11 protein-coding genes are annotated in these 14869 nt (G+C 67.4%); 7 read left to right on the top strand and 4 right to left on the bottom strand.

What is annotated here, in order from left to right; translation table 11 throughout:
* Window positions 1–18: 18 nt before the first annotated feature.
* Together ACK5NO_RS02955 and ACK5NO_RS02950 are read right to left on the bottom strand one after the other, a co-directional pair.
* Window positions 19–543, bottom strand: a complete 525-nt coding sequence (locus tag ACK5NO_RS02955; protein ID WP_416811172.1) for a DUF805 domain-containing protein — start codon at window positions 541–543, stop codon at window positions 19–21.
* 20 nt (window positions 544–563) lie between these two features.
* Window positions 564–1943 carry an acyltransferase family protein gene (locus tag ACK5NO_RS02950; protein ID WP_416811171.1) on the bottom strand — a complete coding sequence of 460 codons (1380 nt, stop codon included), beginning with the start codon at window positions 1941–1943 and terminating at the stop codon, window positions 564–566.
* Window positions 1944–2040: 97 nt separating this feature from the next.
* On the opposite strand from ACK5NO_RS02950, the gene ACK5NO_RS02945 reads away from it, so the two are divergent.
* Entirely contained in the window at window positions 2041–3357 is a 1317-nt protein-coding gene (locus tag ACK5NO_RS02945) for an MFS transporter (protein ID WP_416811170.1), read from the top strand.
* Between the two features lie 85 nt (window positions 3358–3442).
* Here ACK5NO_RS02945 and ACK5NO_RS02940 read toward each other — a convergent pair whose 3' ends face one another.
* Window positions 3443–4360, bottom strand: a complete 918-nt coding sequence (locus tag ACK5NO_RS02940) for a hypothetical protein (RefSeq protein ID WP_416811169.1) — start codon at window positions 4358–4360, stop codon at window positions 3443–3445.
* Window positions 4361–4645: 285 nt separating this feature from the next.
* The gene (locus ACK5NO_RS02935) at window positions 4646–6076 is read right to left on the bottom strand and encodes a CCA tRNA nucleotidyltransferase (protein ID WP_416811168.1); all 1431 of its coding nucleotides are present in this window, start codon (window positions 6074–6076) and stop codon (window positions 4646–4648) included.
* Between the two features lie 183 nt (window positions 6077–6259).
* Here ACK5NO_RS02935 and ACK5NO_RS02930 point away from each other — a divergent pair, with 183 nt between their 5' ends.
* The 6 genes from ACK5NO_RS02930 (at window position 6260) to ACK5NO_RS02905 (ending at window position 14853) form a co-directional block, all read left to right on the top strand.
* Entirely contained in the window at window positions 6260–6805 is a 546-nt protein-coding gene (locus ACK5NO_RS02930; RefSeq protein WP_416811167.1) for an NUDIX hydrolase, read from the top strand.
* The gene (locus ACK5NO_RS02925) at window positions 6802–8874 is read left to right on the top strand and encodes a DUF6049 family protein (protein ID WP_416811166.1); all 2073 of its coding nucleotides are present in this window, start codon (window positions 6802–6804) and stop codon (window positions 8872–8874) included. The genes ACK5NO_RS02930 and ACK5NO_RS02925 overlap by 4 nt, the downstream gene beginning before the upstream one ends.
* The gene (gene murJ / locus ACK5NO_RS02920) at window positions 8867–10585 is read left to right on the top strand and encodes a murein biosynthesis integral membrane protein MurJ (RefSeq protein WP_416811165.1); all 1719 of its coding nucleotides are present in this window, start codon (window positions 8867–8869) and stop codon (window positions 10583–10585) included. Before ACK5NO_RS02925 ends, murJ begins: the two co-directional genes overlap by 8 nt.
* A 38-nt stretch (window positions 10586–10623) precedes the next feature.
* Window positions 10624–12039, top strand: a complete 1416-nt coding sequence (locus ACK5NO_RS02915) for a hypothetical protein (protein ID WP_416811164.1) — start codon at window positions 10624–10626, stop codon at window positions 12037–12039.
* Window positions 12040–12117: 78 nt separating this feature from the next.
* Window positions 12118–13461: a thioredoxin-disulfide reductase gene (trxB, locus tag ACK5NO_RS02910; RefSeq protein ID WP_416811215.1), complete on the top strand. Its 1344-nt coding sequence runs from the start codon at window positions 12118–12120 to the stop codon at window positions 13459–13461.
* A 90-nt stretch (window positions 13462–13551) separates the two neighbouring features.
* The gene (locus ACK5NO_RS02905; RefSeq protein WP_416811163.1) at window positions 13552–14853 is read left to right on the top strand and encodes a PLP-dependent aminotransferase family protein; all 1302 of its coding nucleotides are present in this window, start codon (window positions 13552–13554) and stop codon (window positions 14851–14853) included.
* The last annotated feature ends 16 nt before the right edge of the window (window positions 14854–14869 follow it).

The raw sequence follows: 14869 nt of genomic DNA, 5'->3' as shown, positions 1-14869 counted from the left end.
CCCGCCGTCACGCGGGGGTTACGGCTGCTGGCTGGGCGGCGCGGGGTAGGTGGGCGCGGCCGGGTACGACGGATCCGTGGGGTACGCCGGGTAGGCGGGGGCGCCGTAGCCCGCCACGCCCTTGGGGTTGGGACCCCAACGGTTCTCCCCAGGCTGCGAATCGAGGAAGGCCATGATGAAGGGCACGATGCCCAAGCTCACGAGGTTCAACCACAACCAGTGACCGGTCTGGCCCATGTCATGAAGGCGGCGAGCCCATACCGCGTAGGTGGGCAGCAAGAGCGCGAGCGAGACCACCAGTAGCAGGAGGCCCGACAGTCCGAACATCGCCCAATTGCCGTCGACCAGCGGGTCGGCTCCCAGCTGCTCGGCCTCCACGAGCGCGACGACCACCTGTACGTAAGTGGCGAGGAAGAACACCGAGAATGGCAGAGTCACGAGGAACAAGAAGAGCTGGAACCACCAGAACTCACTGCGCCGTGCGCGCCCGCTGAAAGTCGCATACTTGCTGAAGCCCGTCTTCACTGCTGTGCCAAAGCCCATGGGGTTGCCCGCCTCTCGTGTCAGTCGTCGCGCGCCACTGTAGCGGGGGAGTCCGACACCGCAACGGAGCCGCGCGGCAGCGCGGCGAGCGCCGTGAGCATGGCCGATGCGCCCACCAGCACGATCGGCGCCCACGACGGCATGGGCAGACCAGCCAGGTTGCCGACGTAGCCGGTCGCCAGCCCACGGAACCCCACCACTGCAAATCCCAGCATGCCGACGATCGCGCACACCACGCCGGCGGCCGCCACGGCAGCCCGGGCCGCGGAGGGCCCCACCACCCCAGCGCGACGGGGCGCGCGCTCGAAGCGCCTGAACAGCGCGATGAGTGCCACCAGCAGCAGCGCGAAAGGGACCAGCTCTACGAGTTTCAGCAGCCACCACGCGCCGGTGCCGCCCTCCGGCCCGATCCCGAGCAGGTACTGCCCTGCGAGCACCAGGATCAGTGCCGTGAAGTGCCACAGGTACGCGGTCATGGCGACCGAGCCAGCCGCGATCACGCCCTTCCATGCGCGTGGCCGGTCGAGCCACCGGCGCAACGGGTCGCGCACCATCAGTAGCGCGCCTTGCTGCGCCACCGCGAAGGCCAGCAGCGCCACCGTGGGCGGCGTGAGGTTGCTCAACTCTTCCCCGCCAAAGCTCACCATGGCGATGCCGTAAGGGCCGAGCCCCACGAGGGCCGCGAGGGCTACGCAGCCCAGCACGAGCATCGTCCCTCCGAGCCTGCGCGGCCCCACCCGGTCCGCAGCACCGTCCGCGTAGAAGAAGCCCAGCTGGTGCACCGCGAGCCAGACGAACGCGAAGTTGAGCCACATCACGAATGGGACGTCGAAAGCCAGTCGGGCGACGTCGACCGCCACGACCGCGAGCCCCAGTGCTGCGAGGGCCGCCATCCCCCAGCGCTCGTGGGCGCGCAACATCAGTGGGGCGAGCGAAGCGGCGATGAGGTAGATGCCGATGAACCACACCAACTGACCGGCGATCTGCAGGACCGCGCCGGCCTGCGCATCGCCATCAGTGGTGAGGTCAACGACGATCGCCACCACCGCCCACACCGTGATGAAAGCGAGCGCGGGGCGTACCAAGCGCCCGATGCGCTCGGACACGAAGTCCGCGTAGCCACCACCCCGAGCTCGCAACGACCGCAGCGCCACCGCATGCGAGAAGCCGCCGACCGCGAAGAAGATCGGCATCACCTGGAGCACCAGGGTCATCCAGCGCGTCCACGGCTCGACCTCGAGGATGTTGGTGAAGGAGAAGGACCCGTCGTCGCCGATCACGAGAACGGCCATCATGAAGTGGCCCACGATGACCCCGCCGAGTGAGGCCACTCGCAGGAAGTCGATGTACCTGTCGCGCGACGCCGGTGTGCGCGCGGCCAGCTCGCTCAGGCTTGCCATGGGGCGATAGTAGCGATGGCGACATATGCGAGAAGGCAAGGGCGCATCGGCCCTGCGCGGCGACGGGACGCTCGCGGGGCGGCCCTAGGCTGTCGCCATGTCCTTCGTGCGCGACCTCCGCCACCTGTGGCGGGCGCGCGGCTTCAGGCATCTGGCATATGTGCGCCTGCTGTCGCAAGGCGGCGACGGGATGTTCCAAGTCGGGATCGCGGCGGCCTTCTTCTTTGACCCGACCATGGCGACCACACCCGAGGCGATCGCCGCCGGATTTGCCGTGCTCCTCGCGCCGTTCACCATCGTGGGGCCGTTTGTGGGGCCGCTCATCGACCGGTGGCAACGCCAGCGCATTCTCGTGGTGGGCAACTTGGTGCGCCTGGTCCTGGTCGGCGCGATTGTGCTGCTGCTCGTATGGGACACGCCGACGTGGGCGCTCTACGCGGTGGCGTTGCTGACGCTGTCGGTCAACCGGTTCTTGCTCGCCGCGATGACCGCAGGCCTGCCACGCGTGGTGGCTCCGGAGGACCTGCTGACCGCCAACGCGGTGCTCCCTACCCTGGGCACGGTCTCTGCCGCGCTCGGCGGGACCATCGGCGGCATCGTCACGTTCTTGATGCCCGACGCCAGCGATGCGGGCCTCGCGAGCGCAGCCCTCGCGGGGGCCGGCATCGCCTTTGGCCTGGCGGCATGGGCGACGCTGCTCATCGGTCACCGCGATCTGGGTCCGGCCAACCCGCTCGAGAAATTGCGCCTTGGCGCCCAGGTACGCGAACTCGGGGTGGAGCTCGCGCAGGCGGTGCGCTACCTCCGTGCGCGGGTCACACCGTTCCACGCCCTGGGCGTGATGGCCGCGCAGCGGCTGCTCTACGGAGTCATGTTCGTCGCGTCGATCCTGATCTCGCGCGAGGTGCTCGGCGACCCCTCGAAGCCCGAGGAGGCGCTGGGACGGTTCACCATCGTGGTCGGATTCGCCGCCGTGGGGTTCGGGCTCGCGGCGGTGTTGACGCCTGTACTCAAGGAGCGGTTCTCGCGGCACACGTGGATCGTGATCTGCCTGTGCATTGGCGCAGCGGGGCAGGTGGTGCTGACGGTGTCGGCGGCTCCGTGGGCACTGTTGAGCGCGGCCGTGATCGTGAGTTTCGCGGTGCAGGGCGGCAAGATCGCGGTCGACACCATCGTGCAGCGCGACACCGAGGACCACGTGCGCGGCCGGGCATTCACGCTGTACGACATGGCCTACAACGTCGCATTCATCTCGAGCGCCGTCATCGGTGGACTGGTGCTGCCGGACGACGGCTACTCGCGGTGGGTCATGGGCGCGCTGGTGGTGGTCTACCTGCTGGTCGCGGCGGTGTTCGCGCGTGCACCGCGCGCGGCGGCCCCGGCGCCAGGCCAGGCCCCAGCCCCGGCGGTGTGAGGCTCAGGACCCCTAAGCTCACCACCCCGAAACTCATCACCCCCTGTCGAGGCAACTGATGTCTACGAATCCGCGCTTCGAGAGCCTACGAGGCAACTGATGTCTGCGCGCCGCGGCTGACCAGCGTGGCGATCGCGATGTCGCGGCACCATTGAGGCCGGCTCATCACATCGACATAGTCGAACCTCACCGTCTCAATGCCCACGGAGGACAACAGGGCGTCTCGACGGAGGTCTCGCCTACGCTTGTCGACTCCTTGGTGATGAGCCTTGCTATCGAACTCGAATGCCGTGCGGGTCGCCGGGTCGTATGCGTCGAGCCGGAAGCTCTCTCCCGTGACGGTGATGCGATGCTGGCGCACGAGCCCGGCAAACGGCGCACCTGTCAGCACATCCTCCGCACCCCGCTCCTCGAGATAGCTCTCGATCCCATCGGCGGCGTGCCCGAGCCGACGCATCATCGAAGCCCGTCCGCGTACGCGTGGCAGCCTCGCGAGGTGATCTCGTACCCGCTCGAGGTTGAGTGCACCACTGCGCGTCAGTGCATAGAGCAGTTCCGCCCGCCGGTCCTCACTGGCGAAGCCATAGGCGTGAATGAACGCCAGTTCGGGATCCACCATGGGGGCGTCGTCGTGGCGCAGGTACACGGCGGGGACGTAAAGCGAACTCGTGATCGTCAGCCACGGCGGCGAGGGTCGGTGCCGCCATCGTGGCACAAAGAGGTGAACACCAGGGGGTTCCTCGGTGATGACGCCGGCTTCGCACAGCACTCCTGCACCCGTCAACGCACTGCGCTCCGGTCCCCACATCGCCGCCGCATGCGACCGCACCAGCCAAGATCTGGCATGGAGCCCGGCGGCGTAACGGTCAGGGAGCACGCGTGCGATGGCGCCGCGCCGGATCGCCGATGCGATGCCTCCCCTACTGGCGCGCCCAGTCAGGTACTCGCGGCTGAACGAGGTGGGCCGTGCTTCGAGCATCGCGATGAGGTCGTTGAGTGCCATCCCTTGGGTGTACTCGGGCCGTCGCAAAGCGCGCCGGCTGACCCACGCCGCGTTGGGGATGACACGCCCTCACCCTCGCCTGGGGACGCCCCGAGCCCCGTGCTAGAGGTCGCGAATAGGCACCACTTGCCTCGAGCGCCAAGCACGCCCACCTTCATGAGCACCACTTGCCTCGAGCGCCAAGCACGCCCACTTTCGTGAGCGCCACTTGCCTCTGGGGGAGGGGGAGCGGGGAGGGGAGGGGAGGGAGGTCGGGAGGGCCGATGTGCGGGCTGGCTCGCCGGGTCAGGCCCCCTGGGCCCGCCACCAGGACAGCAGTTCCTCGCGCGCACGCTCCTCACCGAGTGGGCCGTGTTCCATGCGAAGTTCGAGCATGTGCTTGTAGGCCATGCCTACTTCGCGACCGGGTCCAATGCCAAGGATCGACATGATCTCGTTGCCGTCGAGGTCGGGGCGGATCGAGTCGATCTCCTCTTGCTCGCGCAGTTCAGCGATGCGCTGCTCAAGGTCGTCGTACGCGAAGGACAGCCTGTCGGCGCGGCGCCGGTTGCGTGTCGTGACGTCCGCGCGCGTGAGCCGGTGGAGCCGCTCGAGCTGCGGGCCCGCATCCGTCACGTAGCGCCGCACCGCAGAGTCCGACCACCTTGCGTCGACGTAGCCGTGGAAGCGCAGGTGCAGCTCCACGAGGTGGCACACGGCACGGATGGTGTCCTTGTCAAAGCGCAGTTCCTTCATGCGCTTGCGCGTCATCTTCGCTCCCACGACCTCATGGTGGTGGAACGAGACGCCGCCGCCGGGCTCGTGGCGCTTGGTGGGTGGCTTGCCGATGTCGTGCAGCAACGCCGCAAGGCGCAGCACGAGGTCGGGCCCAGGCACGGGCCCAGCAGCATCGGTCTCGAGGTCGATCGCCTGCTCCACGACGGTGAGCGTGTGCTCGTAGACGTCCTTGTGGTGGTGGTGCTCGTCGACCTCAAGCTTGAGCGCGGGCAGCTCGGGGAGCACGTGCTGCGCGATTCCCGAGTCGACGAGTGCTCCCAGACCGCCGCGCACATCGACCCCGAGCATCAACTTGCACAACTCATCGCGCACTCGCTCAGCCGACACAATCGCGATGCGATCCGCCAGCCGCGACATCGCAGAAAACGTCGCCGGCTCGATCTCGAAGCCCAGCTGGGACGCAAATCGTGCGGCGCGCATCATGCGCAGCGGGTCGTCGCCAAAGGAGATCTCGGGCTCGACGGGGGTGCGCAGCAGGCCGCCTGCGAGGTCCGCGAGGCCGCCGTGCAGGTCGACGAATTCCTTGGACGGCAATCGCACCGCCATCGCGTTGACGGTGAAGTCACGCCTCGCGAGGTCTCCGTCGAGGGTGTCTCCAAAGGCCACCACGGGCTTGCGTGTCAGGCCGTCGTACTCGTCCGCGCGGAAGGTCGTGATCTCGACGACCAGGTCACCGCGCCGGCCGCCAATCGTGCCGAACTCGCGCCCCATGTCCCAGGTTGCCCGCGTCCACCGCTTGAGCAGCGCCTCGGTGTCGTCCGGCCTGGCAGACGTGGCAAAGTCGAGGTCCGAACTCGATCGTCCGAGGAACGCGTCCCGCACTGGACCCCCGACGAGCGCGAACTCGTGGCCGGCCCCGTCGAAGAGCTCCGCGAGTTCGGTGATCTCGGGAGGCAGCGCGTCCCACAGCAGCGAGGCACGCTGGCGCAGGACGCCCATTGACGGAGGGGTGGGTGCGGAATTCACTCCCCTATGGTCCCAGATCGCTCGTGACCCGTCCGGCCGATGCGGTTGCGCTGTCCCGAATGACCCACCGCTTGCGCTGTGCGGGCCACAGGGGGCTGGGTGCTGGGCCAGGGTGGCGTGCCCCGGCCCAGGCCCCTGGCTCGTTAGAGTGAGGCCATGCCTCGTCCGTCCGATCCGCGCCCTTCGGCCACGCCCCGGCCGCCCGCGGGTCACGCCTTGAGGATGCGCCGGGAAGCGGCGGCCCGTCGCGCTGCGCAGTTACCAGTGTCGAACGAGACCTCCGCTGGAGGCATCGCCGTGCGGGTAGAAGACGGTGTCGCCTACGCCGCATGCATTGGCCGACGTAACAGGGCGGGCCGGCTCGAGTGGTGCCTGCCCAAGGGTCACATCGAGGCAGGCGAGACGCCCGAAGAGGCGGCTATCCGCGAGGTCGCGGAGGAAACAGGCATCGACGCGGACATCATTCGTCCTATCGGCGTCATTGACTATTGGTTCACCGGCGACGACCGGCGTGTTCACAAGGTGGTGCATCACTTTCTCATGGAGGCCCGCGGAGGGATCATCACCACCGAGAACGATCCAGACATGGAAGCGGAGGTGGCGGAGTGGATTCCCGTGAGCGACCTCGGCACGCGCCTGGCCTTCCCCAACGAGCGCAAGATGGCCCACATCGCGGCCGAGTTGCTCGCGATCGCACCGTGAGGCGAATAGCAGCAGCCGCGGGCGCCGCGGTCGTGATGACCCTTGTCGCTCCCGCCGCCGTGGCAGCGTGGATGCCGACGCTCTCCCCGGAGTCGTTGCCCTCCGACGTGGTCCCGGTGGACGTGGGCGAGTTGGTCACCGCAAGCCTGAGCGACTTCACGACGGCGGCGATCGAGAAAGGCGACTCGCTCGATGCCTCGGTGACCGTCACCAATGGGTCGATGTTGCTCGTCGAGAACGTCGTGATGCGAGTCTCGCTCACGAGGGCACCATTGAGTACGGACGATGCGCTCGAGGAGTTTCTCGACAATCCCACCTCGCACGCACTTCGGTTTGTCGCTCAGGAACCCCAGCCCACGGAAGAGTCTGATGCGGCCGACGAGGGCTCGGACGCGGGGTCCGATGGCGACGGTGCGGACAGCGCAGACGGTGAACAGGACGGTGAGGCCGAGGTCGGCATTTCGATCGGCCCACGTTCGACCACGAGCATCGGAATGTCGGTCAACGCAACCGACTTGGGTCTCCCTGAGGACTCCTGGGGTGTGTACGGCGCGGTGATTGAGCTCGTGGCCGGCGACACATCGGCGGTGGTCGATGCCCTGCCGATCACGTGGGCGGCCGCGGATGTCCCCGAACTGACCACCTCAGTTCTGGCGAGTACGACTGGCGCTGATTCCCGCGTGGATACGGTGCTCACCGCGTCGAACGTTGAGGGGGTCACGGTCGCTGTTGACCCCACGATGGTGTCCAACGCCTTGGTGTTTGAGCACGACCTCACGCAGCGAGACGTGCTGCGGGTGCCGGCGGGTTCGCCGGACCTCACGTCTCTCGCGCACGCCGATGATGACGTGCTGCTTCCTGCCGCACTCAGTCAGCCTTCCTCGACGGTGCTTGGCAGTTTCGGGTCCGCTGACTGGATCTCGGTGCCGGCGGTGGTGGACGGCGAGACCGTCGCGTTGGCACACAGCAATGGCGCCGTGGCGACCGTGGCCATCGCGGGCGTGCCGGGCTACGAGGCGTTGCTTGAGGCCGACTCGACTGTTCTTGCCGCAGGCAAGAGCCAAGCGCCCGTGCTCGTCGCCAACGACATCCTCAGCACGTCGCTCGAGAGCTACCGGCCCGGGACCGTCGCGGCAAGCGCGGTGCTCGTGGCCAAGTCCGCGCTCGTCGCTGAGGACCAGGCGGGCGAACCCACGCTGGTGGTCGCGGGACCGTCGTGGCAGATCGGCGGGACGGGAACCAGCGCGGCCTTGGAGGCACTCGTTGCCGCGCCGTGGGTGTCGGTGATCCCCGTGACCGAACTGCTTGACCGGGACGCCACCGCGGTGTCCGTGGAGCAGACGCTCGACACGGACAACGATCTGCCCGCGTCGCATATCGAGGCACTGAGCGAACGCATCGGCTTGCTCGCAACCTTGGCGACCGCGACGGATCGGCCCGACACGACCGCCACCGAATGGAACGCTCCGATCGTCAAGGCGGTCCCTGTGACACTCAGGGGAGACTCGCCCGCACGGGACGTCGCGGTGTCCGAGGCCGTGCTTGCCGCCGACGACGTCCTTGGCGGCGTACGCATCGCTGCCAGCTCGGACCTGAATTTGCTCGCTGATTCTGGCGATATCCCGGTGACCGTGGTGAACACGACGGACAAAGACATGACGGTCAGGGTGATCTTGTCCAGCAGTTCGCCGAGCCTGCGGGTACGGGAGAACCCCCTCATCACGGTGCCGGCGGGACAAGAGGCGGTCGCGCCCGTCACGGTGGATGCCGTGTCGTCGGCCAATGTCACGGTCACGGCCACCCTGCGCACGCCCACGGGAGCGATGATCTCTGAGGTGCGTACCTTCGACGTCCGAGTGCGCGCGGACTGGGGCACGGCCGCCACGGCGGTGTTCTCCGTCTTGCTTGTGATGTTGATGGTCGCGGGCCTGGTCCGCACCATCCGTCGCGGGCGCAAGGACACTCGCGACGAGCCATCGCCTGCGCCCGCGACCGCGCCGACCATTCACGAACTGGGTGCGGGCGAGAGCGCTGAGAAGGACACCACGAGCGACGGCCGCGATGACTGAGTCCGACATTCCCGAGCAGGCCGCCGCCTCCACCGGCGAGGAACTCGCGCAGGCACGGGACGGAGCCACCCCGCGCAAGCGCGCCTCTCTGGGGCGCTCGACGGCGATCATGGCTGCGGGGACGGCGACCTCCCGGGCATTGGGTTTTGCCAGGGGCGCCCTGCTCGCCCTCGCTATCGGGGTGAACGCGCCTGCGGCCAACGCCTATGACATCGCCAACAAGCTACCCAACGCGATGTTCGCGATCCTGGCCGCTGGCGTGCTCAACGCCGCGCTCGTGCCCCAGATCGTCAAGGCCTTCCATGGTGCAGGCGGCAAGAAGGTTGTTGACCGCATCGTCACCATCGGCGGCGTGATCTCCCTCGCCGCTTCGGCCGTCTTGACGCTCACCGCCCCGGTCTGGGTAGCGCTCTATACCGACGGCTGGTCGCCGGAGATGCTCGCCCTGGCGACGGCGTTCGCCTACTGGTGTATCCCTCAGTTGTTCTTCTACGGCCTGTACACACTGCTGGGACAGGTCCTCAACGCCCGTGAGCAGTTTGGCCCCTTCATGTGGGCGCCGGTGCTCAACAACGTGGTCGCCATCATCGGGCTGCTCGCCTACCTGCTGACGTTCGGACCGTTCGACGAGACCAACGTGCTCGCGCCGGAGCAGTGGACACCGGGCGCTATCGCGCTCATTGGCGGTGTCGCCACCCTGGGCATTGCAAGCCAGGCACTGATCCTCATCATTCCGCTGGTGCGCGGCGGCTATCACTGGCGTTGGCGCTTGCGCGGGCCCAAGGGAGAACTCACCACCATCGGCAGGATCGCCGGCTGGGGGTTGGCCGCCGTGCTCGTCGAGCAGGTGGCCGTGCTCGTCGCGACGCAGGTGGCATCTGCCGCAGACCCGACGGGCACCTCGCAGGTCATCCCCGGCAACGCCGCGTACTTCTACGCGATGTCCCTGTACCTGGTGCCGCACTCCCTCGTGACGGTGTCGATCGCCACGGCACTGTTTACCTCGATGGCCAAGCATGCGACTCACGACGACATGGCGAGCCTGCGCATGGACCTCTCTCGTGGCATGCGCAACACGGGCGTCTTCACTGTCTTTGCGACGTTCGCCATGATCGTGCTCGCACCGTACTTGGTCCGGATCGCAGTCCCGTCGGTGAGTGCGAGCGAGGTCACTGCGATTAGCCAGGTGATGACTGCGATGTTGCTCGGTCTCGTGCCACTGGGCGCCACCGTGTTGTTCAAACAGCTGTACTTCGTGCTTGAGAATGCTCGGGCCATCTTCTTCATGCACATTCCGATGGCGCTGGCCTGGATGGGCGTCGCTTGGGGTGTGCAGGCCACCTTCGACAACAAGTGGTGGACCGTCGGTGTGGGCCTGGGACTCGCGGTGTCCAACTGGGTGGGGCTCCTGCTGCGCGCTGGCGGGCTTCGCAAGAAGCTAGGCGGGATCGACGGGCGCAATGTACTCGTGGTGCATGCGAAGGCTCTGCTCGCTTCTCTCGTGGCCGCTGGCGTCGGCTGGTTGGTACTGCTCGCCGTCCCCGAGGCTCACGAGCTGCGCGGGTGGGGTGGTCTGTTCGCGGCAGGCGGGATCGTCGTCGGCGTCGGGCTCGTGATGTGCGCCGTCTACGCCGTTGGCGTGTGGCTGTTGCGCCTCGACGAGGCGAAGAGTCTCGCGCAACCCCTCCTGAGGCGTCTGCGTCGCAGTTAGGATGGACGTTCGACGTTAAGAGACCCAGGGGGGTACACGTGCAGGCAGGTGCGACGCTTGGCCGCCGCTTCACCGTGTCGAGCACCGTCGAACACGACCTGCCCGGCGTCGAGCGTTGGATCGCCCACGATGAACGCCGTGCCGTCGAGGTCTACGTCGACGTGGTCGTGGCTGCCACTCCCAACGCCGTCCGCCAGGCGGCCGTCAGGGCGGCGCAGGTGCGCGATGCGCGGTTCGCCCGGGTTCTTGCCTCCGGTCGGGAGACCATCGCGGGCGAGCGCGTCACCTACATCGTCACCGAGCTGCCGCAGGGGATGCCGCTGTCGGCGCTCGCTGGCCAGCGCATCGTCCCTTTCCACGAGGCTGCCTCACTGATCGGCGAAGCGGCGCGAGCGCTCATGGTGGCGTCGACGCAGGGTGTACATCACGGCTATCTGCGAGCCTCGTGCCTCACCGTGACCCCCGCGGGACGTGTGGTGGTCTCAGGCGTGAACGCCGACGGTGAACTCGCTGAGCAAGCCGACCTTGGTGACGGACGCGCGGAGAACACCGACGCAGCGGCGCTGGGCGAGCTGTTCTTGACCCTGCTGACGGGCAAAGAGGCCTCGGATGTGACCGTCGCGGACGTCCCGGTGTCGTTGACCCCCGCCGCCGCCAATCTGGCGCGCATCGTCGTTGCGGGGACGGGCCCCACGACCTTGGCTCAGGTGGCCGATGCGCTCGGTCCCGCGGACATGGACCTGCTCAGGAGCGTGCGTGACAGTGCGGCGGGGTGGCCCAGCGTTCGCCGGGCACACCCCGAGCGACACGCCGTGGTGCCCGTCAATCTGGAGGCGCAGACGCTCGCCGCGGCCGAACGTGAGGCTGCCGCAAGTGTCGCGGCGGGCATCGGCGTGGCTCACCTGACTCCCGAACAGACCCAGGCACACCTCACCGCTGCGCTCACTCCGTCACCACCTCCCAATGCGACGGCCGATGCGCCCGAGACCGGCGAGGTCCGTACGCCTCGCGATCCGCTGGCTCAGTACGCGACCCCCGAAGAAGCCGCTCGATTTTCTGCGCGCACCCGGCGCGCGGTCGTCAAGTCCCAGCACCAGCCTCTCGCGCTGGACACCTTCGAGACCTTCAACGAGCGTCAAAATTCCGGTCCCGACAGATCGCTATGGCAAGCGTTCTTGGAGTTCGTCCAGCGCCATGTGCCCCAGAACGAGCCTCTCGATGCCGCAGTCGATCACGCCCGCAAGCGCGCAGCGAAGTCGGGTCCCCTCAACTCGGGACCGTTGATCGTGGCGCTCGTGCTGACGGGTCTCGTCATCCTCGGAGCCATGGCTTTCAGTTCGCTCACGGCACCGTATGTGCCCGAGGACGGAATCGCTCCTGACCGCGCACCTGGCTATCCGGAGTTCACGTTGAGCCCGTCGCCCGCACCGAGCCCCGAGGGTGACGGCGGCTAGCCCGCCCGACCAGGCTTGGAGCGGGGAAGAAGCAAGCCCTACCATCTGTTACCACGGCGGGCCCCGGACGCCCGCATCATCTGCAATGAAGGAACACCCGTGAGCGACACCCGCAACGTCATCATCGTGGGCTCTGGCCCCGCCGGCTACACCGCCGCGATCTACGCCGCACGCGCCGGGCTTGAGCCCTTGGTCGTGGCTGGCGCCATCACCGCAGGCGGCGCTCTGATGAACACCACCGAGGTAGAGAACTTCCCCGGCTTTGTCGAGGGCATCCAGGGCCCCGAGCTGATGGAGACCCTCCAGGCTCAGGCTGAGCGCTTTGGCGCCGAGGTGCTCTTTGACGACGTCACGGAACTCTCGCTCGAGGGTGACATCAAGTCGGTCCGTACCGGCATGGGCAAGGAATACCAGGCCAAGGCCATCATCCTCGCGACCGGATCTGCGTACCGCGAGCTGGGCCTCGAGGACGAGAAGCGTCTGTCCGGCAAGGGTGTGTCCTGGTGTGCCACATGCGACGGCTTCTTCTTCCGCGACCAAGAGGTCGTGGTCGTCGGCGGCGGCGACTCCGCGATGGAAGAGGCGACGTTCCTGACGCGCTTTGCCTCGAAGGTCACTGTCGTGCACCGCCGCGACGAGCTGCGCGCGTCGAAGATCATGGCCGACCGCGCCATGAACGACCCCAAGATCGAGTTCGCGTGGAACAGCGAGGTGGCGGGCCTTGATGGCGACGTCAAGCTCGAGGGAGTGCGCCTGCGCGATGTCACGACGGGCGAGGAGCGCACCGTCCCCGCGACGGGACTGTTCGTGGCGATTGGCCACGTGCCGCGCTCCGAACTGCTGACCGGCGTCATCGACACCGACGCCGAGGGCTACGTTCAGGTGCAGGGCCGCACGACGGCCACCAACGTCGCGGGTGTGTTCGCGTGTGGAGACCTGGTGGACAACCGCTACCGTCAGGCGATCACCGCCGCCGGCTCAGGTTGCGCGGCCGCCCTGGACGCCCAGCACCACCTGGATGGCCTGGCCGACATCGAGGCCGCTGACAGCGTCGCCGCAGAGGTTGTCGCCGCCGAGGCTCCCGCAGCCGCGGCGCCTTCGGTACCGATCGCGGCGACCGAGGAGTCCTTCCAGGACGAGGTCATCAAGTCGGACATCCCTGTGGTCGTGGATTTCTGGGCCACCTGGTGCGGCCCGTGCCGCGCCGTGGCGCCTCTGTTCGACGAGCTCGCGGAGGAATACGCGGGCAAGATCAAGGTCGTCAAGGTCGACACCGACGCGAATCCCTCGCTCGCAGCAGCGTATGGCGTGACCTCCATCCCGACCATGAACTTCTTCAAGGGCGGTGAACTGGTCAAGTCGGTCGTGGGCGCACGCCCCAAGCCCGCACTCGCAGCACTATTCGACGAGGTCATCGGCTAGACCTTCACACTCAAGAAGGGGCCGGGGACCACACCAGTGGCCCCGGCCTTTTCGCCTTCACACCCCTCCGAGCATGGGAGACTTTCCCGCATGAGCACCGATGAGCGCCCCGGCACACGACTGGACCCCTGGTTCGATTCGTACGCCGCACGAGCTCACGCCATGCGAGCCTCGGAGATCAGAGCACTGTTCTCCGTGGCCAACCGTCCTGAGGTGGTCTCGCTAGCCGGTGGCATGCCGTACATCGGCGGTCTCCCGCTGGAGGAAATCGCGGAGATGGCCAAGCGGCTGGTGCTCGAGCAGGGCGAGGTCGCCCTGCAGTACGGCTCGGGTCAGGGCGACGAGGGCCTGCGTGAGCACATCACCCAGGTCATGGCTCTCGAGGGCATCAATGCCCATCCGGACGATGTGGTGGTCACCACCGGCTCCCAGCAGGCTCTCGACCTGGTCACCAAGATCTTCATCGATCCCGGCGACGTGATCGTTGCTGAGGCGCCGTCGTATGTGGGTGCCTTGGGGGTCTTCCGTGCGCACGAGGCCGACGTGGTGCACGTGCCGATGGACGAGGATGGCCTCGTCCCTGCGGCACTCGAGAGCACGCTCGCGCGACTGGCGTCCGAGGGCCGGCGCGTGAAGTTCCTGTACACCGTGCCGAACTTCCACAACCCCGGGGGAGTGACCCTCTCCCTCGAGCGCCGCCCCCAGGTGCTGGAGATCTGCCGCAGGTACGGGGTCCTGGTGCTCGAGGACAATCCCTACGGGTTGCTCGGATTCGACTCGGAGCCGTTGCCTGCCATGCGGTCAATGTCTGAAGAAGGGGTAGTCTACCTGGGGTCTTTCTCTAAGACCTTCGCCCCCGGCTACCGCATCGGCTGGGCTGTTGCCCCCCACGCGGTGCGCGAAAAGTTGGTGCTGGCGTCCGAGGCAGCCATCTTGTGCCCGTCGAACGCGTCGCAGTTGGCTATCCGGACCTATCTGGACCACGCCGACTGGCAGGGGCAAATCAAGAAGTTCCGCGAGCAGTACCGCGAGCGTCGCGACGCCATGATTGGCGCGCTGGAAGAGCACATCCCCGAGGCCTCGTGGAATGTCCCCAACGGCGGCTTCTACGTGTGGGTCAAGCTCCCCGAGGGCCTCGATGCCTCGTCGATGCTGCCCCGCGCCATCACTGCGCGTGTCGCGTACGTGTCCGGCACGGCCTTCTACATGGACGGCTCGGGGTCCAACTACATGCGTCTGTCGTACTGCTATCCCACTCCTGAGCGCATTCGCGAAGGTGTGCGCCGCCTGGCTGGGGTCGTGGATGCCGAACTCGAGACGGTGCGGATCTTTGGCGACGAGTACCGTCCCGGTGGCGGCACCGTCGACTTCCCCTCGCCGGACCTCGCCTGAATCATCGCTGTTAACG

Origin of the sequence: Demequina sp. (assembly GCF_047975725.1) — a bacterium.
Taxonomy (GTDB): Bacteria; Actinomycetota; Actinomycetes; order Actinomycetales; family Demequinaceae; genus Demequina.
The sequence above is the reverse complement of the archived record's forward strand: the minus strand, read 5'-3'. Positions and strand labels throughout refer to the sequence as shown.